General features: G+C 64.1%; 21 protein-coding genes. 15 read left to right on the top strand and 6 right to left on the bottom strand.

The features are described 5' to 3' along the window. Window positions 1-289 precede the first annotated feature (289 nt). Window positions 290-1273, top strand: coding sequence for an oxygenase MpaB family protein (locus tag OHB26_RS35495; RefSeq protein ID WP_330181623.1), 984 nt, complete (start codon window positions 290-292; stop codon window positions 1271-1273). Window positions 1274-1731: 458 nt separating this feature from the next. On the opposite strand, the gene OHB26_RS35490 is transcribed toward OHB26_RS35495, so the two are convergent. Genes OHB26_RS35490 through OHB26_RS35480 form a run of 3 tightly spaced genes read right to left on the bottom strand, consistent with a single transcriptional unit; the run spans window position 1732 to window position 4277 of the window. Then, window positions 1732-3156: a cytochrome P450 gene (locus OHB26_RS35490; RefSeq protein ID WP_330181622.1), complete on the bottom strand. Its 1425-nt coding sequence runs from the start codon at window positions 3154-3156 to the stop codon at window positions 1732-1734. Continuing rightward, window positions 3153-3986, bottom strand: a complete 834-nt coding sequence (locus OHB26_RS35485) for a hypothetical protein (protein ID WP_330181621.1) — start codon at window positions 3984-3986, stop codon at window positions 3153-3155. Before OHB26_RS35485 ends, OHB26_RS35490 begins: the two co-directional genes overlap by 4 nt. Before the next feature lie 60 nt (window positions 3987-4046). Then, the gene (locus OHB26_RS35480; protein ID WP_330181620.1) at window positions 4047-4277 is read right to left on the bottom strand and encodes a ferredoxin; all 231 of its coding nucleotides are present in this window, start codon (window positions 4275-4277) and stop codon (window positions 4047-4049) included. Between the two features lie 950 nt (window positions 4278-5227). Here OHB26_RS35480 and OHB26_RS35475 point away from each other — a divergent pair. From OHB26_RS35475 to OHB26_RS35465, 3 genes are all read left to right on the top strand, one after another. Continuing rightward, window positions 5228-5806 (top strand): MauE/DoxX family redox-associated membrane protein, encoded by a 579-nt coding sequence (locus OHB26_RS35475; RefSeq protein WP_330181619.1) that lies wholly within the window; start codon window positions 5228-5230, stop codon window positions 5804-5806. A 2-nt stretch (window positions 5807-5808) separates the two neighbouring features. Continuing rightward, window positions 5809-6375 carry a TlpA family protein disulfide reductase gene (locus OHB26_RS35470; protein ID WP_330181618.1) on the top strand — a complete coding sequence of 189 codons (567 nt, stop codon included), beginning with the start codon at window positions 5809-5811 and terminating at the stop codon, window positions 6373-6375. 853 nt (window positions 6376-7228) lie between these two features. Further along, entirely contained in the window at window positions 7229-8359 is a 1131-nt protein-coding gene (locus tag OHB26_RS35465) for a Fic family protein (protein WP_330181617.1), read from the top strand. A gap of 141 nt (window positions 8360-8500) precedes the next feature. Here OHB26_RS35465 and OHB26_RS35460 read toward each other — a convergent pair whose 3' ends face one another. Continuing rightward, on the bottom strand, window positions 8501-8881 hold the full coding sequence (locus OHB26_RS35460) for a hypothetical protein (protein ID WP_330181616.1): 381 nt from the start codon (window positions 8879-8881) through the stop codon (window positions 8501-8503). A gap of 97 nt (window positions 8882-8978) precedes the next feature. Then, window positions 8979-9407 carry a DUF4189 domain-containing protein gene (locus tag OHB26_RS35455; protein ID WP_330181615.1) on the bottom strand — a complete coding sequence of 143 codons (429 nt, stop codon included), beginning with the start codon at window positions 9405-9407 and terminating at the stop codon, window positions 8979-8981. 601 nt (window positions 9408-10008) lie between these two features. On the opposite strand from OHB26_RS35455, the gene OHB26_RS35450 reads away from it, so the two are divergent. The 11 genes from OHB26_RS35450 to OHB26_RS35400 all read left to right on the top strand — a co-directional run bounded on the left by OHB26_RS35450 (window position 10009) and on the right by OHB26_RS35400 (window position 20627). Beyond that, window positions 10009-10395: a hypothetical protein gene (locus tag OHB26_RS35450; protein WP_330181614.1), complete on the top strand. Its 387-nt coding sequence runs from the start codon at window positions 10009-10011 to the stop codon at window positions 10393-10395. 159 nt (window positions 10396-10554) lie between these two features. Next, window positions 10555-11055 carry a response regulator gene (locus tag OHB26_RS35445; protein WP_330181613.1) on the top strand — a complete coding sequence of 167 codons (501 nt, stop codon included), beginning with the start codon at window positions 10555-10557 and terminating at the stop codon, window positions 11053-11055. Between the two features lie 24 nt (window positions 11056-11079). Continuing rightward, the gene (locus tag OHB26_RS35440) at window positions 11080-11265 is read left to right on the top strand and encodes a LuxR C-terminal-related transcriptional regulator (RefSeq protein WP_330185878.1); all 186 of its coding nucleotides are present in this window, start codon (window positions 11080-11082) and stop codon (window positions 11263-11265) included. Between the two features lie 1230 nt (window positions 11266-12495). After that, on the top strand, window positions 12496-13536 hold the full coding sequence (locus OHB26_RS35435) for an agmatine deiminase family protein (RefSeq protein ID WP_330181612.1): 1041 nt from the start codon (window positions 12496-12498) through the stop codon (window positions 13534-13536). Window positions 13537-13553: 17 nt separating this feature from the next. After that, entirely contained in the window at window positions 13554-14519 is a 966-nt protein-coding gene (locus OHB26_RS35430) for a nitrilase-related carbon-nitrogen hydrolase (protein WP_442943060.1), read from the top strand. A 33-nt stretch (window positions 14520-14552) separates the two neighbouring features. Next, window positions 14553-16193: an ABC transporter substrate-binding protein gene (locus tag OHB26_RS35425; RefSeq protein WP_330181610.1), complete on the top strand. Its 1641-nt coding sequence runs from the start codon at window positions 14553-14555 to the stop codon at window positions 16191-16193. A 1-nt stretch (window position 16194) separates the two neighbouring features. After that, a complete protein-coding gene (locus OHB26_RS35420) occupies window positions 16195-17142 on the top strand; it encodes an ABC transporter permease (RefSeq protein WP_330181609.1) in 948 nt (315 codons plus the stop codon). After that, on the top strand, window positions 17142-18002 hold the full coding sequence (locus OHB26_RS35415; RefSeq protein WP_330181608.1) for an ABC transporter permease: 861 nt from the start codon (window positions 17142-17144) through the stop codon (window positions 18000-18002). The genes OHB26_RS35420 and OHB26_RS35415 overlap by 1 nt, the downstream gene beginning before the upstream one ends. After that, window positions 17999-19042 carry an ABC transporter ATP-binding protein gene (locus OHB26_RS35410; protein WP_330181607.1) on the top strand — a complete coding sequence of 348 codons (1044 nt, stop codon included), beginning with the start codon at window positions 17999-18001 and terminating at the stop codon, window positions 19040-19042. Before OHB26_RS35415 ends, OHB26_RS35410 begins: the two co-directional genes overlap by 4 nt. Further along, a complete protein-coding gene (locus tag OHB26_RS35405; protein ID WP_330181606.1) occupies window positions 19039-19866 on the top strand; it encodes an ABC transporter ATP-binding protein in 828 nt (275 codons plus the stop codon). The genes OHB26_RS35410 and OHB26_RS35405 overlap by 4 nt, the downstream gene beginning before the upstream one ends. Further along, a complete protein-coding gene (locus tag OHB26_RS35400; protein ID WP_330181605.1) occupies window positions 19863-20627 on the top strand; it encodes a carbon-nitrogen hydrolase family protein in 765 nt (254 codons plus the stop codon). Before OHB26_RS35405 ends, OHB26_RS35400 begins: the two co-directional genes overlap by 4 nt. Window positions 20628-20946: 319 nt before the next feature. On the opposite strand, the gene OHB26_RS35395 is transcribed toward OHB26_RS35400, so the two are convergent. After that, window positions 20947-22029, bottom strand: a complete 1083-nt coding sequence (locus OHB26_RS35395; protein ID WP_330181604.1) for an agmatine deiminase family protein — start codon at window positions 22027-22029, stop codon at window positions 20947-20949. Between the last annotated feature and the right edge of the window lie 41 nt (window positions 22030-22070).

The following is a 22070-nucleotide window of genomic DNA, read 5'->3' as shown; positions in this document are numbered from 1 at the left end:
GCCCTGGCGTGCGCCGGCTCGGATGCGCCTGCGGCCGGCGCGGTCGAGAGTGCAGTTGTGTGGCGTGGGGGTTGCTGCCCGGGGAAGGGCCCGGCGTCGAATCAGCGTGTCCTGACCTGGGTTTCGTTCGCTGAAGTGCGGATCTACCGCCGGCGGTGCCGCTTTGGCGGCAGTCCTGTGCCCCGATCCAAATATTGACAACGACAATTGTTAATTTTAACGTAAGGTGGGCGACCCGGATGAGGCGTCGTCGCGGACCTCGGTCCGAACCTAGTGATGGAGGTCGAAGATGACTGTCGAGTCCCGGTCGGCCGGAGCCGGCGATCCAGCCCCCTTGCCCGTCCCGCTACGGGCCGCGTGCCTCGGGCCGGATTCGCTGATGTGGAAGTACTACGGCGATCTGCGCTACAACCTGCTCACCTATTGGTTGGGAATAACCCAGAACATGTTCCCCGAGCTAGGTGCCGGTGTGGAGGAGCATTCGCTGATCAACGCCGAACCGGTCCAACGCTTTTCGCGGTCGGCCTATCCGATCGTCGGGGTCATCTACGACGGTGATCGCGCGCCCGAGACGGCACGCAAGATCCGTGACTACCACCTCACGATCAAGGGCGTCGACAGTCAGGGCAGGCGCTACCACGCCTTGAACCCCGGCACGTTCTATTGGGCGCACGCGACCTTTCTGATGATGACGATCCGTGCCGCCGAATATTTCGGTGACGGGCTCACCGAGCAGCAGAAGCGCGAACTGTTCGCCGAGAGCTCCCAGTACTACCGGCTGTACCAGGTGTCGATGATGTCGGTCCCCGCGACCTGGGAGGAATTCCAGCAGTACTGGGACCGGGTGTGCCGAGACGAACTCGAGGACAACCGGGCCACCCGAGACGTCTTCCAACTCGGCCGTAAGGCGATCGATGATGCGAGTGCGCGGATGCCGTCTTTGCTGCGCCCCGCCGTTCGGGTCGGAGGCCGGATCGCGGACTCGCTGATGCTGTGGATTGCCACCGGGCTCTTCGACGAACCGGTCCGCGAGAAACTGGGCCTGTCCTGGAATGCGCGTGACGAATGGATGCTGCACCGGTTCGGCCGGGTGGTTGCGCTCGCATTCAAACTCGTGCCGTTCCGGTACCGCTACCACCCGCGCGCGCGGGCGGCCTGGAATCGCGCTTCCGGACGTGCACCGGTCGATGCCCCATTGGTCGAAACTCCCGCTAAATACCTTCCGCCGCGGTCGGCACGGGGCAACCCGCAACACTACTGCCCGATGGCATGAGCCACATGATCCCGAGTTTCACCGGCACACAGCCATCTTGGACAAATCGTGACAACCATCGACGACAACACGGTGACCGAACCCGGCGGACAAAGCCGTGTCGCAGGTGCGATGCGTAAACGCGAATCGGTAGCTCCGATCAGCTCGGGCACGATGTTGTGGCGTTACCTCGGTGACTGGCGATTCATGTTCGCCGCGAGCAGGTGGGGCGCTCTGCAGGTGATGGATCCCGCCTTCGGTGCGGCTTGTACTGCGCCTTCGCCTCACAGCGAACGCCGGTGCAGGATGGGCTCGATATGACCGCCGAGGAATTGGTCGACTATCTGGTGAACTTCATCGACGAGGCGATTGTGTGGCGGCGCAAGGTCGCCCGCCCGAGTCAGCAGTAGCGAGCCGCTCGGCTGTCGGCAAAACGAAGGGCCCGTTCGTCGATGACGAACGGGCCCTTCGCTATTGGGTCAGGACACGCGCTCCAGGGTGACCGGCAGGCCGCCCTGAATGGTGGTGGAGAAGGTGGAGGCGTGCTTGGGCTTCCAGCCCGGCGCGGTCTTCATGCGGTAGCGCTGGAAAAACAGCGTCAGAATGAATTGCGCGTTCATATAACCCAATTGGGAACCGATGCAGCGATGCGGACCGGTGCCGAAGGGAATGAAGGCATTGATCGGCCGGGCCGAGACCACGGCGCGATCGGTGAACCGGGACGGATCGAACTTGTCCGGCTCGGGCCACCAGCGCTCATCGCGATGCAGGGCGTACACCGAGACGCCGATAATGGTGCCGCGTGCGATGAGATGCCCGTCGATGACATCGTCGTGCAGGGCGATGCGCGGGTGGAAGGGATGCCCCTGCATGCGCTGGCCCTCATCGAAACAGGCTTTGGTCCACTCCAGGCGTTTGAGATCGGCGTATGTGGGCCGATCACCTTGCAGCTCATCCACTTCCGCGATGAGCTGTTCCCGCGCCTCGGTGTTCTCCGCGAGCAGCGCCAGTGTCCACGACACCGAGGCCACGACGGTTTCGTAGCCGCCCGCAATGAGAATGGCGAGTTCGGCGATGAGATCCTTGCGGTTCAGCGGGGTGCCGTCCTCATTGCGTGCGTCCAGCAGCACCTGCAACATATCGACGCTCTCGATCGGATGCGTCAAGCGCCGCTCGATCTGATCCTCGATCCACCGCGAGATGCGGAACCACGCCGCGGGCAAGGTGTCCCGGCCCGGGAACGGGACCATTTTCGGTATGGGACTGAGGAATACGGCCGCGGCGAAGGAGCCGAGCAGCATGCGCAGATCGTGATCGAGTTGTTCGATTTCCGCATCGGAGGGGGAGATGCCGAACATGGCGCGCATGAACGCGGGCATGGTCAGCCAGGCGATCTCGTGTTGTAGATCGATGGTCTCACCGGCGTCGGCCCGGTCGCCCCATTTGTCTATGCGAGTGGCGAATTCGTCGACGATCTCGTCCGCCAGCTCGGCCAGCGAGCTGTGCTTGAACATGGGGGTGATGAGCTTGCGTCGCTGCCGTAGCGGATCGCCCTCCAGCAGCGGGATGGTGCGGCCGATGACTCGGTGCGCGATCGGCGCGTAATGCCCGATCATGGTGTACTTTTCGACGTCGCTCATGATGTAGCGGACCAGGTCGGGGGTATTGACCACCACCATGTCCAGCGCCGGTACCGGCAGCCGGAATATATCGCCGTATTCGTTCGCACAACCCCGCAGATACTCGAACGGATCGGCTTTGAACTCCCGCAGTACACCGGTCACCGGGCGGCCCACCGGTCCGGGCGGCAGCGTCAGCTTGCGGCGCTTGGCGACCACCGATTTGCGCACCGCCCGAACGGGATTGCGCGTCAGCGCGTACTTGTCTCGTTGGGGAATGCTCATGCGTTGACCTCGACCTTCGCCGAATCACCGGACTGTGCGGCGGCTTTGCGCAGGCGGACGACGGACGGTGCGTAGGCCGCGAAGACGACGGCTCCCAGGTTCAGCAGGGTCGACACGATCGCCAGGGCCCACGACGTCGCCCGGGAGGCATCATTGTGAATGGCGTAGTAGCTCGGCAGGGTGCAGAGCAGGGTGTAGGCCAGGTACACCGCAGGAGCGATGAACGGCACCACCACAATTCGCCGCCAGCCGTGCAGATGCGGGAGCATGATCGTCATCACCCAGGCGATGACGACGAACATGCCGCCGTTCTGCACCAGGCTCGGCATGGGAATGCCGAAGACCAGCGCGTCATTGCTGTAGTAGAGCATGACGCCGTAGTGGCAGCTGATCATCTCGCCGAGGCACTCGGTGATGGAAATGAAAGCGGCGAACGCGAATAGCGCCTTTGCCGGTCGACCCTGTTTGACGATCAGGTACGCGGTTATGGTCGCGATACCGATACCGCCGACGTAGGTCACCCACATATGCCAGGGGAGTGGCCGATCCACAATGGTCGTGACGGGATCGATGACATTGGTGAGATAGGTTGTCGCCCCGATGAAGTCGAGCCAGGGCTCCACGTAGAACGGGAACACCACCAGCGCGCCGACGGTAATGAGCCCGAGCAGGACCAAACTCTCACGGTCCTTGGCCAGCCGTAGGCCGATGGCGTACACCAGCGCGCCTAGCACCGAGCAGATGGCTACTCCGAGCAGCAGCCAGGTTGCCAGCGGCCCCGCCTCGGTGATCGGAGGCGGACCCCAGTTGCCTGCCAACACTTGCACCATTGCAATGTTCCTTCCGGGTACTGCTGAAGATTTACAACGAAAGTTGTCTATTACCGCGACTCAGTCGGCGGTGTGCACCGCGATCGCCGCCGCTGGGCAACCCAGCTCGGCGGCCTGGACGGCTGCGGTGAACCGATCGGCCACCGGCACCGGTCCGGTCGTTCCTCGCGGGTGATTGTGCAGTTCAACGACGTCGTCGGGAAACTCGAAGACCTCCGGGGCCAATCTCGCGCACAATCCGGATCCCAGACACAGATCCTGATCGACCTCGACAACGATGTCCTCGGTCATCCCGCACTCCTCTGCACTCACCATCGCCGAAACGCAATAATGACATCAGATATTGTCAATATTGGAGCGAAAGGTCAACCATGGGTTTTATTGGGTTGATCAGCCGTTTCGGAGTGGCGGTAGGGGAGCGATCCTCAGCGCATGGCGTTTTCGATGATCAGCACGAAGTACTGCCGAGCCAGTTCGCGGGACTGCTCGTCGGTATCGATGGACAGACTGCTGGTCATGACCGCCGATGTTCCGCCGACCGCGAACTGACGCAAAACCCGGACGGCTCCGGGAGTAACTGACGGTTCTATCAGCGTCGCATTCGCCAGTAGCTATCGTTGGGCTGACCTCAGATCGCCGCTGCCGGTCGATCTTCCACTGCTCCCGCGCTCGATCGTTCGGTCAGCGCGCCCTGCGGCATTAGCGGTCGTTGCCAAGTCATCGCCAACGACCCATTGCGACCTCGACGAGACACCGCTCCCAGGGCTGGATAGGTAGAGGATGCCTGGCCAGTCACCTAATGCCCCACTGCGCGTGTCACCCTCCGAGAGCCGCCGTGGCTGCGAAGATGACCGTGTGCCGATGCCTGCCCGAGGCGATCGGTGGGCAGAAGGGAGCGGAACTCATGACAGCGCACCACAAACGGCGATGGATGATCCGGTCAACTTTCACCGCGATGGGCGTCGGCGCGGTATCCGTGCTCGGATTCAGCCGGCCGGCACTAGCCCGACCCCAACCTGAACCTGAAACTTGCAAAACTCAGGTCATGAACTTTATGAACTGCCTCACGCTGGGACTCGGCGAGAAATGCTGCGGCGGGGTCGTCGAAACCCCTGAGTGTTATTGCGAAGTAGATCGATACGCCTACGTCAGACCGGGCAAGAATCAACCCGAGGTGCGCGTCAGCGAACTGGGCCTCTCGTGCTTGAAGAATCTGAAATGCAAGAGGTAGGAGAGTTGCTGTGCAAGGCGATGCCGTTGTAGCAGTCGGTGTACTCGCCGTGCGACTGGTCTTGGCCGCGGTGCTGGTGACTGCCGGATTGGCGAAACTGGGCCGCGGGGTGGACCTGCGCGCAGACATCGAGCGCTATCATCTGGTGCCGGTCCGCGTGCTTCCGTTCGCAGCTTTCCTGCTGCCGGCACTGGAACTTGTACTCGGCACCGCGCTGCTGCTCAACCGCGCCACCCCCGTCGCCGCCATGGTCGCGACGGCGATGTTCGCGGCGTTCACGACCGGGATCGTCGTCAACCTCCGCCGCGGCCGAGCGATCAACTGCGGCTGCCACGGCGTCCTCGGCGACATCACCCTCAGCTGGCCCCTGGCCACCCGCAGCCTCGCCCTCACCATCTGCGCTGCCGTGCTCGCTGGTACCGCCGCCGCCGGAACTGTCGCGGTCTCCACCGCCGACACCATCGCCACCGTCGTCGCGGTCCTGCTCGGCCTGTGCGCAACCCGCCTCGCCGCGCTCAGCTACGCCCTGAACCGCAGCCACCACCGACTCGCTGACCTCATCAGCGCCACCCCATCCGGAAGGCGATAATCGTGACCTGGCCATGGATCACCGTCGTGTGCCTGCTCGCCTTCATGGTGCTCGCCCAAGCACTCACCCTGACCGGGCTCATCACCCGCACCACCGCCGCCCTGGAACAGGTCGAAACCCTCCTGACCCGTAACGGCGCACCAGGACCCGCTCCCGGCACCCCTCTTCCGACCCTCACCCTCTACCACCACGAACAACCCATCCGGCTCGACCAGCGATACGCGGGTCAACCCCTGCTCTTGCTCTTCCTCTCCAGCGGCTGCCCCCACTGCACCCGCCTGGTTTCCGCTTTCGCCGACACCCCCGCCGGACCACCCATCACGGTGCTCGCCATCAGCGACACCGACGATCACGCGACTACCCTTCCTTCCTGGATCACTCCACTGCGCGATCGGGAGGACACCTTCCTCACCGCGCTGGGCATCGACCGCGTCCCCCTAGCCCTCGCCATCAACCCCGACCACACCGTCCACACCGTCCAAACCCCCACCACCCCAGCCAGCCTGCACACCCTCGCCGAGGCCCTCACCGAGCCCCACGAGGTTCCACTGACACCAGTGGGCCTCTGAGAAACCAGATGCAGGGTTCCAGTTAGCCAACCGCCACGACGCGGACCTCCGCGCCGAGCATCACGCACTCGGGACTGCCCTCTCCGGACTCACTGGGGCGATTCAGTTTCCCTGGCCTGAGCCAGGGGCGTTTCGCCGACTGCGGTTCGCGTCCTGGTTGCCGGGGCGTGCTTGACAGCTTGGTGCAGGGGCATCGGTGCTGTGTCCGCGCGGACCTTCGGCATCAGGTTCCTTGCGGCGCAAGGTCGGCTTTGTGGCATGACGTATGTGGGAATAAGGCGTCGTTCCTCTGTCCTGAAATCGTGGACCAATCGTGGACCAATGCTCTCTGAGGCGAGGGTCGTGTGGACCGATCATGGACCACCCGATCTGCCCGCACCGCCCGTAGGCAGCGGGTATGCTCGATATGCATGCGGGAACAACGAGCGTTCCGTGCGTGAAATGTCCCTATCGGGTACCAACATTTGACTGGGGGTCAAGTGGTCGCAGGTTCAAATCCTGTCAGCCCGACAGGTTTGCAGGTCGGAGCGGGTTTCCCGCTCCGACCTGCTTCTGTTTTCGGGGAAGAATTCTACAGATCTTACGGCTGCTTGAGCCGGTTCGAAACGCTCTGACCAGGTCTTTTTCGGTTCCAAAACCACTTGACCCGCTGTCAAGTAGGGTTGGGAATGAAACGCCTTGTGCCGCTTGATCTTCCATGTATTGACTCGTCGGTCTGTCGGAATTGTGGACCAATTCGTGGTCCGCGATTGGTCCACAAGGCGTCTTGGGTGCGTAGGTGGCCCATTGGCCCATTGGCCCATTGGCCCCGTGTCGCCTTGACGCAATGACTACGTCATCATATTGTTGTGTCATGTTGTTTCCCACGCCCGCACTAACCGCAGCCGACGTCCGCGTCCTGGCGGGTGTGGATCGGATGCGCGATCAATTACGCCATGAAGTTCAGGCCAAACCCGGCAAATGGGCGGGTGGTCTCCGCAAATTCCTCACCGCAGACTCCGTTGCCGCGTCGAACTCCATCGAGGGGTTCAAAGTCTCCACCGTTGATGTGGAAGACCTCATCGCAGGCGAACGGGACGTCGAGGTCTCCGAGGAGAACAAGGCCGAGACACTCGCCTACGAGCGGATGATGACCTACATTCAGACCCTCCACAATGTAGACGATTTCGCGTACAGCAAAGGCTTCCTCAATGCGTTGCATTGGATGTTGCAAGGGCACCGGCATACCGAACGTCGCTCAGCCGGGCAATGGCGACCGGGCCCCGTCTACGTGACCGACCCCCGCGACCCGAGCATCGCCGCTTACACCGCACCCGATGCCGACCACGTACCAGCGCTAATGGGAGAACTCGTCGAATGGCTCAATACCGACGACGGCACACATCCACTCGTTCGCGCGGCGATGGCACACCTGCACCTCGTGTCCATCCACCCCTGGGCCGATGGCAACGGACGCATGTCAAGATCGTTGCAGACACTGATGATCGCCAGGGAAGGTGTTCTCGCACCGGAGTTTTCGTCCATTGAAGCGTGGCTTGGCAGGCCTGGAAACACCTGGGAGTACTACCAGGTGCTCGGTCGCCGCGGCTCCACTTATCACCCGGATCAGGATGTATCCGAATGGATTCGATTCAATCTGACCGCCTACCATCAGCAGGCCCAAACCGTGTATGCCCGTTGGGTTCGGTCCGGTACGGTATGGGCGATGCTCGAGGAGTACGTCGCAGGTGCGCACCTGGACGAGCGCGTCATCAGCGCACTGCACGACGTCGCGATGTCCGGCCGAGTCCGGCGAACCCGCTACGAGCAATCCGAAGGGCTAAGCCTGCAGCAAGCACAACGCGATCTACGCGACCTCGTTGCGCTTCGGGCACTCGAACCTGTCGGTAAGACCCGAGCCCGCTTCTACACTGCTGGATCGGCCTACCCCACAACTGTGTTGGAGGTCGCCAGCACTCCAACCACCCTCGAAAGCCCCTACTAGCGTCGTCGCACTCGTGGGACTGCTGCATGGCAGGTCAACCTGTCACCTGATCTTGCAGCAGTCCCCATCTTGTGCGTTCACCGAATTAGCGAGGTCTCCGACTGGGTTGGATACCGACCGTCGAGCCTGGTGGGCCGTTGATCAGCCTCCGGATCCCGAGGGAGGAAGGGCCGATCCCGGTGCGACGCCGGTGATAGCGGCTCCGGTCATGCTGTCGCCGCCCCGGCAGATCGGGGTCAGCGTCATCGTCGAATGTGGATTGACGACGACGCTCATCGCGTTGGTGTAGGGAGTAGGGGCGGTTGGTTGTTGCCCGGGCATGGGCGGAGTGTTGGCCGGGTTGGTCAAACAGTAGGTCACCCCCGACGCCACATAGGGTTCGTCGGAGTCGTTGGTGCAGCTCAACCCCTCGCAGTTCACACCGGGGGCGAACTCCTGCGCCCGCGCTGCTCCGAATGCCGACAGCGAGACAGCCATAACCCCTACCGCTAACTTTGAAGCCTTGACCAGCAGATCACTCACCGCCGCGCCTCCTACGTCGAAAACCATTGCGATGGAGCGGATTCGGGCCGTTCGTAAGAGGCGTTGTCACCGTTGTCCGGCCTTCGATCACGGTGCGTCAGCCCGCGTTGCCGGTGCATTCGGTGTGCGCGATCGCGGCGGGTGGGTTGCCCGCGCTCAGCGACACCAGGTCGGGTGGGCCGAAGGCGTCGAGTGCGGCGCGTTCGGCTTCCTCCCGGGTGTGTCCGACTCCGCCGAGCAGTCGGTGGTTGTGTTGGGCGATGGATCCGCAGCCGTCGACGAACCGGGCCTGCACCGCGCAGTTACCGGACTCGCAGTGCCGTAGTGCGGCGTCATCGGCCTCGGCCCAGTTGGGATAGTTGACCGCCCACATGACCCCGAAATGGTCCCCGAGATCTTCGGTGGCCAAGGATCCGTAATACCGGCCGTCGGGTCCGGGCTCGGCAGCCGCCACACCGATACCGGAGCCGCCCACCACAATGGCGGCCATCGCGAGAAGTCCGAATAGCTTGGGCACCAGCGCCATTACCGTCGCCTCCTGCTCGGAGAACCGCCTTCGGGCCGACCTCGGACCCGAGAACCGGATCTATGTCGATGCTGTGACTACGCGAAACCTCATGCCCGTCGCCGCCCTGACGGTTCTACGGCGACATTGCCAACCAGCTATTGACTAGCTAAGCGCTTGCGTGTCGATTCCGCCCCGGAATCGCATAACAATCGTGACTCCCTTCGGCGGTGGTCCGGTCGGCGGCATGGCCTGCCGCCCGAAGTCGGTTTCGACTACGGCACCGTGCCGTGCCCGGCGTGGGCGAAGGTGCCGGAAGGAGTGAACGGGCGGCACGATTGGATCTCGTCGTTAGGGCAGGTCACGGCGGCGATGTGAGGCAGGTGACATTGATGCTGCACCGCCGCGGGGCTCGGGGCGTCTTGCGGGGGATTGTTGGTGTACGGCAAATGAACGAGTGATCACGGGCGGCGTTGACGATGGTCTATGGATTGCCAAAGAATTGCTGTCAATGTTCACTTACCGCATCCGAATTGGACGTACGTCCAGCGGTGATCGGAATACGTGCGACCGGTCGCGATTGGTTCTCGATCGGCACACCCTCCCGGAAAGTGAGCTGACAATGCGTGTTCACCCCATCACCCTCCTGGCCGCCGCGTCCGCGGCAGGCACCGCCGCTCTGCTGCTGAGCGCGGGAACCGCTTCTGCCGCAACGCCGTTCGCCGGTCCCGATATGAGCGGTGTCGTGCTCTCTCCGAGTGAGACCGCCGCACTGACGGGGAGCCCGATCCCCGGGGCGATCGACGCACTGGTCCCGGCCGGTGCCCAGCGCGTGGACCTGGAACCCGATTCCCAGCTGGCGTTGCCCGATGGCAGCACCTACGCCAGCACTTACGAGATCGCCGCCGAGGCCGCGGCGCACCCCGGCGGCGGAACTTACGTAGCGGTCTTGAATCCCCTCGACCCGCAGGACCCGGGCGCCGTGCTCGCGGTCGGGCAGTACTGGTAACCGCGTCGGACCGAAAAGCGTTCGAGGCGTAGGACTTCAGGTCATGACGAGGCTGCTCCCGAACCGGTCGGCACGCCGGGACCGTCCGAGGGCGAAAGTCCCGCCCGCTGGTGGCGTTGGCCCGATGGCAGGGCGGGCGGGCAGGCGGATCGTGAGGTGATGAGCAATCCCACCCGTGCGGGCGCGACTCGTCCGCCGCCCTCGCGCCATAATCCGGTTCGGGTGGCTCTGGTCGAGGAGGACTACATCGTCCGCCACGCCCTCGCCGATCTGCTGGAGTGCGATCGCACCATCGCGATCGTAGGTGCGGCCGGCACCGTCGCCGCCGCGCGGGCGCTGCTGTCGGCGGTGCGGCCCGAGGTGGTGATCCTGGACCCACACCTGCCCGACGGCGATGGACTCGAGCTGTGCCGGGTCTTGCGTGCCGAGCACCCCGCGATTCGGTGGTTGATCCTGAGCGCCGACATTGCCCCCGAGGCGATGCTCGCCGCGATCCACGCCGGCGCGGCCGGATATATGGTCAAGGACCTGACCGAACTCGACGTGGCGGGCGCGGTCAAAGCCATCGCCACCGGACACTCGCGCCTGGACCGGCGTCCTGTGCCCAGCCTGACCCATCCGTTGCGCCACCACGACGGCGCCCATCACTCACCGGCCTGACGCTGACCACCATGGAGATGAACGATCCTGCTGCTGCTCGCGCAGGGATTGACCAACAAGCAGATCGCGCACCGACTGTTCTTCTGCGAGAACACGATCCGCAACAATCTCCTCGCGCTGACCCGCAAACTCGGCCTCGACGACCACACCCACCTCGCCGAGCACTCCGCAGCCCTCACCGTGTCCTGCCCTCCGAACTCCTGCCGGTAGAGCCCTGGAATCTCCACGAGACCCTCGGTCGACGAATTCGCTGAGAGTCACCATCGAAAGGCTTTGCACCGGAACAGTTCTGACCAAAACCAGACAAGCGAGGGCCGAGTCCGCGCGGGTGCGGACAACCGAAGCGCACTATTCTGCCGCGACCCGCGTGCCTGGCTCGGGCGGGTCGGCAACGCGGCGGCAAAGTGAAAGATCGGCACATGGCGGGGTCGACGATGCTGCACTCATGTCCGAGGGGGTAGCGCGTGCCCGACCTAACCAGCCGCGAAACATGGTGGGTCGAAACGGATACGGGGGTCTCGTCGCAGCCGCTGTATGTCATCGGCTGGCTGAAGGGTTGGCAAGCGATGGTGGCAGAGAATTCTGGTGGCGCGAAGCGACTGTAACGCAGGGTTAAGCCGGTCTTGTGCGTGCGCCGACTACGAGTGTGAAGAGCACGTGGCCTTGGGTTTGCCAGCAAACCGTCGCTCGAGCGCCTCGCTCCATACGGACAAGGCTCGTGCGTGTCGTTGTTCGCGGGCGCAGGGCCTTCAGGTATGTGAGTACGACTGAATAGTGTTGACACCTAGGCGATCTGGTGCAGCCGCTACCGCCGCTGAGTAGACGGCAATGGGGGTGGTGCCGTTCGTGCGGTGCGGGGCGCGGTCGACTCCCCTCGGGGTTCCGCGGGTTTGCTGCGAGGTGTTTCGGTCGCGAGAATTCGCTGTTAACGCTATGGCTTCCTCGGATATCAGCTGCTATCTTCGGCCTGACCAAAATTTCAGTCAATATGCACTGCGCGGACTGGTGGAAATGATGAGTGACTTCTCGCGTCGGAGAATCCTTCGTGGTGGAGCGGGGGTGGTTGGCGGGGACGCTGTGCTGGCGGCAGCGGCATCGCGGGCGTGGGTTTTCCCGCAGCTTCGGCTATACCCGGGGAGTGGCTGATGCCGTCCGAGTGGGCGGCGCACGCGCGCACCTGCATGGCATGGCCGCCATCGGGCTCGGTGTGGCAGGGCTCGGACGGTATCGCGGTGCAGAACGATATCGCGGGATCGCCCGGGTGATAGCCGACTTCGAGCCGGTGGTGATGCTCGCCGAGTGGCCCCAGGGGTGTCAGGGGTATCGATCCGCTCTTCAGCGGGTGGGGCGGTAAGCGGCAGCTGAGCGTGGGTCGCTCGGGCTCGAAATTTTTTTGCCAAAGAACTTAACTAAAATTTTAGTCAGGATATGGTGGCTGACATGAAACACACTGTGAGCGGGATCGAACCGTCGTGGCGGATGCCCGCGGAGTGGGCAGCGCACGAGCGGTGCCTGATGGCGTGGCCGACCCGAAAAGACCTGTGGGGGCCTTACTTCGAAGAGGCCAAGGCCGAGTACGCGGCGACCGCGAACGCGATCGCCCGGTTCGAGGCGGTGCTGATGATCGTCGCTCCCGGACAGGCCGACGAAGCGCGCGCCATGTGCGGTGAGGCCGTCGAGATCGTGGTGCTCTCCATCGACGATTCCTGGATCCGGGATTCGGGCCCGCAGATCGTGCTGGACGCGGAGGGCAATCGCGCCGCGGTGGACTTCGGATTCAACTCCTGGGGCAATAAGTTCCTGCCCTACGACCAGGACGCGACGATCAGTGAGCGTGTGCTGGATGTCCTTGGCATAGAACGGTTTTCGTCGGACATGATCCTCGAAGGCGGAGCGATCACCGTTGACGGCGAAGGGACGCTGATCACCACCGAACAGTGCCTGCTGCATCCGAACCGCAACCCGTCGATGTCGCGGGAGCAGATCGAGGCGGAGCTGCGTCACCGGCTCGGCGTCACGAAGATCATCTGGCTGCCCTATGGGCATTTCGACGACGCGCACACCGACGGTCACGTCGATGGCGTATGCACGTATGTGCGCCCGGGTGTGGTGATCGCGCAGACCTGTACCGATCCCGATATGCCGGACTTCGAGCGGATGGCCGCGAATCTGAAGGTGTTGCGCGAGAGCACCGATGCGGCCGGTCGCCCCTTCGAGATCATCGAGTTGCCGCAGTTCCCGATCACCGTTCTACCCGACGGCACCGAAACCATGGTCGCGTACGCGAACTTCTACATCGCCAACGGCGGCGTGATCGTGCCGATCGGCGGGCACGAACTGGATGCGGCGGCGCTGGCGACGCTCGCGCGGGCGTTCCCGGATCGCGAGGTGGTCGGTGTGCCGGGAAATATCGTGGCGTACGGCGGCGGTGGAGTGCACTGCATCACCCAGCAGATTCCGGCGGCGGGAGCCCGTCGATGAGCGCACCTGACCATCCGATGACGCAGCGCGTCGACGAGGATGGGGGATGGGTCGTCGTCACGGCGATCGGCGCGCTGTTCCCGTCGCCCGCACGGGTCACCCCCGCCACCCGCCCGCCGGTCCGTATCGGCGCCGTGCAGACGTCCTGGCATGCCGACCCGGACGAGCACAAAGCCGTACTGGGCGAAGGCATTCGGCGGGCCGCGGGGCTCGGCGCACAGGTCGTATGCCTGCAGGAGCTCACGCTGAGTCCCTACTTCGCGACGGTTCCGGACCATGCCGGTGCCGAGCGGTATCGCGAGAGCATCCCCGACGGTCCGACCATCGCGTTCGCTCGGCAGTACGCCACCGAGCTCGGTGTGTTCGTGCACGCTTCGCTGTACGAGCGCAACGACAGTCGCCTGGGCTTCAATACGGCGATTCTGGTCGGACCGGACGGGGAACTGCACGCGAGAACGCGAAAGCTACACATTCCAGCGTTTCCCGGTTACCACGAAGACCACTATTTCGATTCCGGTGACAGTGGATATCCCGTGATCTCCGCGGCCGGAGCCGCATTCGGCTTCCCGACCTGCTGGGATCAGTGGTTTCCCGAACTGGCGCGGGCATATTCGCTCGGCGGCGCGGAAATCCTGGTCTATCCCACCGCGATCGGCTCCGAACCCGAATCCCCGGACTTCGACACCGAGCCGATGTGGCATCAGATGATCGCCGGCAACGGGCTGGCCAACGCCACCTTCATGGTCGCGGTCAATCGCATCGGACATGAGGGCGGCACGAACTTCTACGGATCCTCGTTCATCTCGGATCCCTACGGCCGCACCATCGTTCGCGCGCCACGTGATCGGGACACGGTGCTCGTCGCCGATCTCGACCTGGATCAGCGTCGCGACTGGCTCACCTTCGGGCTGTTCGACACTCGCCGACCGGCCAGCTACGGCGTGCTGACGGAATCGAATTCCGCGCTGCGCGAGACCTCCTGAAACATCCCCACCAGATCGAAACCAGGTTCCACGATGATGACAAAGGGTCGTATACGTGCCATAGCGGTGGCCGCGTGTGTAGCCACCATGCTGACGGGATGCTCGGGCCGCATCCCGACTTCGTCTTCGAACGACAGCGCTTCGCTGATCAATCTCTCGCCGAACACCCCCGCGGCCTCGGGCGGTGTGGACAGTGCCACCTGGGCGCTGTATCGAGATCCGACGACGCTCGACCCGGCGACGGCGTTCGACTACCCGGAGAACACCGTCATCGCCACCATGTGCGATGCACTGCTACGCCAAAAGCCCGACGGCAGTATCGCTTCCGGTCTCGCCAGCGAATACCGATACCGCACACCCACCGCACTGGCACTGACGATTCGGCCCGGCGTCACCTTCTGGGATGGCAAACCGCTGACCGCGGACGATGTGGTCTTCAGCCTCGAACGCAACCGTGATCCGAAACTCGGCGGCTTCTACGGCAAGGTCTTCGATCGGGTCTCCACCATCACCGCCGAAGACGCGAAGACGGTGCTCATCACCCTGACCCAGCCGGACTACTGGCTCACCGGCGAACTGTCGGCCATGCCCGGGATCGTGGTCGAGAAGGCCTTCGCACAGCAGCAGGGCCAGAAATTCGGTACGCCCGACGGCGGCACCATGTGCACCGGCCCGTACCGGCTGGCCAAATGGACCCCCGGCGAATCACTCAAACTGGCGGCCAATTCGGCCTACTGGGACTCCACGCTCACCCCGCTGACGAAAAACATCGCCTTCAAAGGCATTCCGGACGCGGCCACCCTCACCACCGGACTGACCACCGGCGAGATCGACGGCAGCTGGATCACCGACACATCGAATCTGTCGCAGTTGCAACGCACTTCGACGGTATCCGTACACTCCGGGCCCACGCTGGAAACGGAGTTCCTCATCCCGTCGAACCTGACCGGAGTACTCGGCGATATCCGAGTCCGGCAGGCGCTGTCGCTGGCCTTCGACCGCCGCAGTTTCATCAATGCCGCCTATGCCGGTAACGCACTGGAACCGAGGCTGTCGACCAACCCCGGCACCTGGGGTTATGCCAAGGACTCCTTCAACGCCGCCTGGAACGCCGCGCCGGAGGTCACCCGTGATCTCGACAGGGCCAAGCAGTTGATTCGCGAAGCCGGTGCGACCGGAAAACCGCTGGTGATAGGAACATCCACCGGTATGGCAACGGTGGCGACGGTATCGAACGCCTGGCTCGAGGTGGCCACCGCGATCGGGCTGGACGCGAAATTGTCCAATGTGTCGCCGGAGAACTACATCAATTTCTTCACCGATCCGAAGGCCCGCGAGGGCGTCGACGCGTTCAGCACCACGACCTACGGCGACTACGCCGACCCGGCGGCACTGATCTCGACCTATGTGCTGCCCGGCGGGAACCAGAACTACTCGGGCTATGAGAACCCGGCGCTCACCGATTTGCTCAATGCCGCACGCGCCGAAGCGGATCCGGCCGCCCGCGCCCGGGATGTGATCGAAGCCGAAAAGCTCGTCATGCACGATCTGCCCTGGATTCCGGTCGCGCACCCCACCTCGTTCCTCGTGCTCAACAACAAACTGACCGGGGCTCCGACCTCGTTCTGCTACATGCAATCCCCGGCGCTCGCGATGCTCGGAGCGAGGGGTTGACATGGGTAGATTCCTCCTGCGCCGCGGCGCTTTGCTGCTGGCGACACTGTGGGTGGCGAGCATCGCGATATTCGGTGCGCTGTACCTGGCTCCCGGGGACCCGATCGCGGTATTGACCGGGGGCAGGCAGATCACGCCGGAAGCGCGCGCCATCCTCGTCGCCAGATACCACCTGGACGATCCGTTGCCGGTGCGCTACTGGAACTGGCTGACGTCGGCTCTCCATGGTGACTTCGGCTATTCGATGACCAGTCGCCAGGACGTGTCTACGGTGATCGCGCAACGCGTGAGCACCACAGTCGAATTGGTGGCCTACGCGGCGGTCATCGTCATTGTGCTCGGCATCGGCGTCGGCGTGCTCAGCGCGCTGAAACCCGGGATCGTCGACAATATCGCGCTGCTGTTCACCACGGTGCTGGCGGCGGTTCCCTCGTTCGTCGCCGCTTTGCTGCTGATCAGCGTCTTCGCGGTGAAGCTGCACTGGCTGCCCGCTCTCGGTGAGGGACAAGGGTTCTCGGATCAACTCGCCCATCTCACGCTGCCCGCCATCGCGCTGGCGAGCACCTCACTGGCCTTGGTCGCGCGCATCACCCGCGCGTCGGTCCGCGCCGAATCCAGCGGTGAGCGTGTGCAAACCGCGGTGAGCCGCGGGATTCCACCGGGGGTGATCCTGCGCAGACATGTGCTGCACAACGCGTCGATCCCCATCATGACCGTGACGGGTCTGACGATCGCCACCTTGATCGTCCTGGTGTCGATCGTCGAACAGGCCTTCAGTTTGAACGGGCTGGGCGCGACCCTGGTCAAGGCCGCGGCGAACAAGGATTTCAGTGTTGTGCAGGCGATTTCGCTGCTCATGGTGGCGGCGTTCGTCATTGTCAACGGCATCGTCGATCTGCTCTACGCGGTGCTCGACCCGCGGGTCAGTCTCGGAACGGCGGCGAGCTGATGGCTATCACGCTGCCTCGGGCCACCCGCATACCGTCGATCCAACGGCTGCGTGGGATCGGCTGGTTCGGGTACGCATGCGCTGTAATCATCGCTCTCGCTGCGATTGTCGCGACCTTCGGTCCGTTCCTGGCACCATATCCACCGAACCAGAGCGACCTGGTGAATGCCTTCGCCGGGCCGAGCGGATCCCATGTGCTCGGCTTCGATTCGCAGGGCCGCGATCTGTTCTCCCGGCTGCTTGTCGGGGCCCGGTCCTCGATGCTGGGTGCGTTCGTCGTGATCGTGCTGGCCATGACCGCCGGCACCACGCTGGCGATTGTGGCGGGTTGGCGGCGCGGCTGGATCGACAATGTCATCTCCTCCGGGTCCGATCTGGTCTTCGCCTTCCCGGGTTTGCTGTTGGCGGTGCTCGTCGCCGCCGTCGCCGGGCCCAGCCAGTGGTCCGCGGCGATCTCGCTGGCCGTGGCGTACACGCCGTACATCGTCCGGATCATCCGCGGCGTGGCATTGCGAGAACGCGCACTGCCCTATATCGAGGCCCTGGAAGTCCAGGGCAGCTCGGCCTGGACCATCTGCGTCAAGCACATCGTCCCGAACATCGCACCGATGCTGGTCGCGCAGGCCACCATCCTGTTCGGCTGGGCCGCACTCGATCTGGCGGCGATCTCATTTCTGGGACTCGGTGTCCAACCTCCGCAAGCCGATTGGGGCGTGATGGTATCGGACGGCAAAACCGGTGTCCTACAAGGCTATCCGGCCGAATCGCTGTATGCGGGCGTCGTACTCGTACTGGTCGTTGTCGCATTCAACATCCTGGGCGAGCGGCTCAACGACCTGCAAGCCAAGGAACGCCGATGACTCAAAAGACATTGCCCACTGTGAAATTCCCGGATGCGGCGGGCGGCGGGACCACACCGCTGGTCGCGGTGCGGGATCTGAATCTGACCCTCGAGGTGCGGGGCGAACAGCGCCTGGTACTGCGCGATGTCTCCTTCACGATCGAGCCCGGCGAGGCACTCGGACTCGTCGGAGAATCCGGCGCGGGCAAATCGATGACCGCGCGAGCCATAGCCCGGCTGCTGCCGGAGCGGGCAAGCGTGACCGGCACAATCCATTTCGAAGACCATGAGCTGCTCAGCCTGCGCGGCAACGCATTACGGCGCGCGCGGACCGATATGGCGGTGATCTTTCAGGATCCCCGGGCCTGCATCAACCCGGTGCACCGGATCGGTGACTTCCTCACCGAACAACTGCGCACCGTCCGCCATGTCGATCGGCGGAACGCGACCCGGCAGGCCCAGGAAGTCCTTTCGGCCGTGGGCATCACCGATACCGCGCGCCGGATGCGCCAGTTTCCCGGGGACCTGTCCGGCGGCATGCTGCAGCGGGTGATGATCGCGGCGGCCCTGCTGGGCAAGCCCAAACTCATCCTCGCCGATGAACCCACCACGGCCTTGGACGTCACCACCCAGTCCGAGGTGATGGCGATCCTGAATGATCTGCGCCACGACACCGGGGTGGCGCTGCTGTTCATCACCCACGATCTCGACCTGGCCGCGGCGGTGTGCGACCGCACCGCCGTCATGTACGCCGGACAGATCGTAGAGGTGCAACCATCGGCCCACCTGCACCGAAATCCGTTGCACCCCTACACCGCCGCACTGGCGCATGCCCGTCCGGATCTGGACCGCCCGGCGCGGCGGCTCGCGGCGATACCGGGCTCGCCCGTCGGAGCGTGGGAGGCCGACCCGTGTTGCGCCTTCTCCGGCCGGTGCTCCTTCGCTCAGCCGGACTGCACCGGATCCGGTCCGATCCCACTCACCCCCGTGCCGTCCGGCGCGGTGCGCTGTGTGCGCACCGACGAGATCCGCGGCGAGCTGAACAGGACTCCCGAATGACGGAATCGGTACTGAGCGTGCGGAATCTGACGAAGCACTTCGGATCCTTCACCGCTGTCGACAATGTCAGCTTCGAACTGCCCGCCGGTTCCGCGCTCGGCATCGTCGGCGAGTCCGGCTCCGGGAAAACGACCGTGGCGCGCATGGTGATCGGGCTCGAACGGCCCAGTGCGGGCACGATCCGCTGCTGCGGCAGCGACCGTTCCACTCCGTCGCGGTCGACTCGGGCTCGGCGAGCGCGGGCGAGCGAAGCGCAGATCGTATTCCAGGATCCGTATTCGAGTCTCGATCCGCGCCAGACGATTCGGGCAGCGCTCACCGAAGCCGTCGGTCTGCACCACCGGATTTCGGGAACCGCACTCGAACAACGGGTCGACGAGCTCGCGGACACGGTGGCACTCGACGCGCGGCTGCTGGCCTCCTATCCGGCTCATCTGTCCGGCGGTCAGCGGCAACGGGTGGCGATCGCTCGGGCACTGGGCGCTGATCCGCGGGTTCTCGTACTCGACGAGGCGGTGGCCGCCCTCGACGTCTCCATCCAGGCGCAGATTCTCAATCTTCTCGCCGATATCCGGGAAAAGACCGGCGTCTCTTATGTTTTCATCACCCATGATCTCGCGGTGGTCCGGCAGGTCACGGAGTTCACCCTGGTTATGGCGAAAGGATGCGTCGTCGAGTCCGGTCGCACCGACGACATCCTGCGCTCGCCACAACACCCGTATACGCGCGCCCTCTTGGGGAGCGTGCCCCGCCCGGGATGGACACCGTGCCACCGGCCGGCGACCGAACCTACCGCGACCATCGACGGACAGGATCCGCAGTGAAAGTGACCGTATGTGAAATCCACAGTGCCGCAGATGAGCTCGGCGCGCAATGGGAGCGGTTGACCGCCCACCTGCAAGAAAGCCGAAGCGAACTGCTGCTGTTGCCGGAGATGCCTTTCCATCCCTGGATGTTCGGCGACAGCGAATACCGACCCGAGCAATGGCAGGCAGCCGAACAAGCACATGTGGAATGGCTCGAAGTACTGGCCGAATTGCCGTGCGCAGTCGCGGCAACCCGTCCGATCACCGAAGACGCGCGCCGCGTCAACCGTGGGTTCACCTTGCTGCACGGTCACTACGCCGACGTGCACACCAAACACTACGTGCCTGCGGAGGACGGTTTCTGGGAAGCGGCGTGGTACCAACCCGGCGCGGGCATATTCGAGACATTCACCGCGGCGCAAGCGAATTGCGGCATGCTGATCTGCACAGACGTGTGGTTCATGGAGCATGCCCAGCAATACGGCCGCGACGGCGCGCACCTGCTGCTCAATCCGCGCGCCAACTACGGCGGCGCCGAGGATCGCGCACTCTGGCAGGCCGCAACCCAGGTCGCCGCCTTCAGCAGCGGTACCTGGGTAGCCACCTCCAATCTGCTACCCGCCGATGCCGAACCGGGCACCGCCGCGCACGCTTGGGTCATGAGCCCCGACGGCGAGGTGGTGGCCGAAACCACCGCCGAGCAGCCCTTCAGCACCGCGGATATCGACCTCGACGCCGCCGTCCAGGCCAAGCGGCGCTACCCCTGCTACATCCGCTGACAAGCGGAGTTCCGCCAATCTCGAAGTACGAGAAGAAAGTTCATACATGCCGTTCCGTTCGCTCGCCGCGACCGCCGCCATCGGTGTGGTCGCCGGAACCGTCCTCTCGGCGGACCGGTCACCGTCGTGGCGCTGATCCAATTCTTCAACGACCTGGCCACGCCGCCCGTCCCGGCTGCCACGAAGTGAGGTGCGCGCATCGATGACCACATGATTCGAATCATGTTGGCGCATCCATCGATTGGCGGCAATGGCCGGGCGATTCGCCTGCCATTGCCGCAGCGTGGAATCTCTGCCGCGTTTACCGCGGCGGGTGGAGTCAGTCGGCGGGACGGCCGGGCAGGTCGTGGGTCGAACAGTGGATACCTCCGCCACCCGCCGCGATGAGGTCGATCGGGATCGGCACGATATCGCGGTGAGCGAAGTGTTCCTGCAGGATGTCGCGGGCACGCTTGTCCGCGCGCCGGTCGCCGAACTTGGGCATGAACACCGCGTCGTTGGCTATGTAGAAGTTCGTGTATGTGGTGACCATATCGTCGTCCTCGCCGGAGATCCGGTCGGGATCGGGCTGGGGCAGATCGATGATCTGCAGCGGGCGGCCGTGGGCATCGGTGGACCGGCTCAGGACCGCTCGCGCCTGATCGGCCGAGCGGGACCACGAATCGGCGGGAGTGCCGGGGAATGCGCTGTCCAGCAATACGATTCCCGGCGCGACAAAGCGGACGAGGCTGTCGACGTGCGCGTCGGTGATGTCCTCCCCATATACCCCCGCCAACCAGATCACCTTTTCGATTCCGAGTGTCTGCTTCAGCTCGAGTTCGATCTGGTCGCGGCCTTTTCCTGGGTTGCGGTTGTTGTTGACGACGGAGCTCTCGGTCACCAGCAGTGTGCCCTGCCCGTCGGTTTCGAACGAGCCGCCCTCGGCGATCAGCGGTGCTTGCTCCCCGCGAATCCGATACCGGTGCAACAGATTACGGGCCACATAGGCGTCGTTGTCGTGGACCTGCTTATTTCCCCAGCCGTTGAAATTGAAGTCGACGCCGACGGTCTCGCCGTGCTGCTCCACGAAGACTGGAACGATGTCGCGGGCCCAGAGATCATCCACTGGCAGCGGGATCACCTCCACCTGGGAACCGCAGGCGCGCTGTGCGGCATCGGCTTGATCGGGACGGGCCAGCATGACGACGTATTCGTATTCGGCGATCGTTCGCGCGACGCGCGCGATGTCCTCGCGCACATAGCGCAGATCGCGTTCCCACACCGCATCGAGAGCAGGCCACGACATGAACGTGAGCGTGTGGCTTTCCCACTCCGCGCCGAGGCGACGACCGCTGGAGTACCCGGCGGGTCCGGGGGAGTGCGCGGTCTCGGCGAACGACCGCTCGAACTCGCGGCGAGGCATGAGGTGATCGAACACGGCGCTCCCAACCTTCGAAATCTGAC

The organism is Nocardia sp. NBC_01503 (genome assembly GCF_036327755.1).
In the GTDB taxonomy this organism is placed as follows: domain Bacteria; phylum Actinomycetota; class Actinomycetes; order Mycobacteriales; family Mycobacteriaceae; genus Nocardia.
Note: the sequence above shows the minus strand (reverse complement) of the source record. Positions and strands in the feature narration are given on the sequence as shown.

Excerpts from the sequence above, each read along its gene's own strand:
- OHB26_RS35495 (WP_330181623.1), top strand. The coding sequence starts at position 290 with ATGACTGTCGAGTCCCGGTCGGCCGGAGCCGGCGATCCAGCCCCCTTG.
- OHB26_RS35490 (WP_330181622.1), bottom strand. The coding sequence starts at position 3,156 with ATGAGCATTCCCCAACGAGACAAGTACGCGCTGACGCGCAATCCCGTT.
- OHB26_RS35485 (WP_330181621.1), bottom strand. The coding sequence starts at position 3,986 with ATGGTGCAAGTGTTGGCAGGCAACTGGGGTCCGCCTCCGATCACCGAG.
- OHB26_RS35480 (WP_330181620.1), bottom strand. The coding sequence starts at position 4,277 with ATGACCGAGGACATCGTTGTCGAGGTCGATCAGGATCTGTGTCTGGGA.
- OHB26_RS35465 (WP_330181617.1), top strand. The coding sequence starts at position 7,229 with ATGTTGTTTCCCACGCCCGCACTAACCGCAGCCGACGTCCGCGTCCTG.
- OHB26_RS35455 (WP_330181615.1), bottom strand. The coding sequence starts at position 9,407 with ATGGCGCTGGTGCCCAAGCTATTCGGACTTCTCGCGATGGCCGCCATT.
- OHB26_RS35450 (WP_330181614.1), top strand. The coding sequence starts at position 10,009 with ATGCGTGTTCACCCCATCACCCTCCTGGCCGCCGCGTCCGCGGCAGGC.
- OHB26_RS35445 (WP_330181613.1), top strand. The coding sequence starts at position 10,555 with ATGAGCAATCCCACCCGTGCGGGCGCGACTCGTCCGCCGCCCTCGCGC.
- OHB26_RS35435 (WP_330181612.1), top strand. The coding sequence starts at position 12,496 with ATGAAACACACTGTGAGCGGGATCGAACCGTCGTGGCGGATGCCCGCG.
- OHB26_RS35430 (WP_442943060.1), top strand. The coding sequence starts at position 13,554 with ATGACGCAGCGCGTCGACGAGGATGGGGGATGGGTCGTCGTCACGGCG.
- OHB26_RS35425 (WP_330181610.1), top strand. The coding sequence starts at position 14,553 with ATGATGACAAAGGGTCGTATACGTGCCATAGCGGTGGCCGCGTGTGTA.
- OHB26_RS35420 (WP_330181609.1), top strand. The coding sequence starts at position 16,195 with ATGGGTAGATTCCTCCTGCGCCGCGGCGCTTTGCTGCTGGCGACACTG.
- OHB26_RS35415 (WP_330181608.1), top strand. The coding sequence starts at position 17,142 with ATGGCTATCACGCTGCCTCGGGCCACCCGCATACCGTCGATCCAACGG.
- OHB26_RS35410 (WP_330181607.1), top strand. The coding sequence starts at position 17,999 with ATGACTCAAAAGACATTGCCCACTGTGAAATTCCCGGATGCGGCGGGC.
- OHB26_RS35405 (WP_330181606.1), top strand. The coding sequence starts at position 19,039 with ATGACGGAATCGGTACTGAGCGTGCGGAATCTGACGAAGCACTTCGGA.
- OHB26_RS35395 (WP_330181604.1), bottom strand. The coding sequence starts at position 22,029 with ATGCCTCGCCGCGAGTTCGAGCGGTCGTTCGCCGAGACCGCGCACTCC.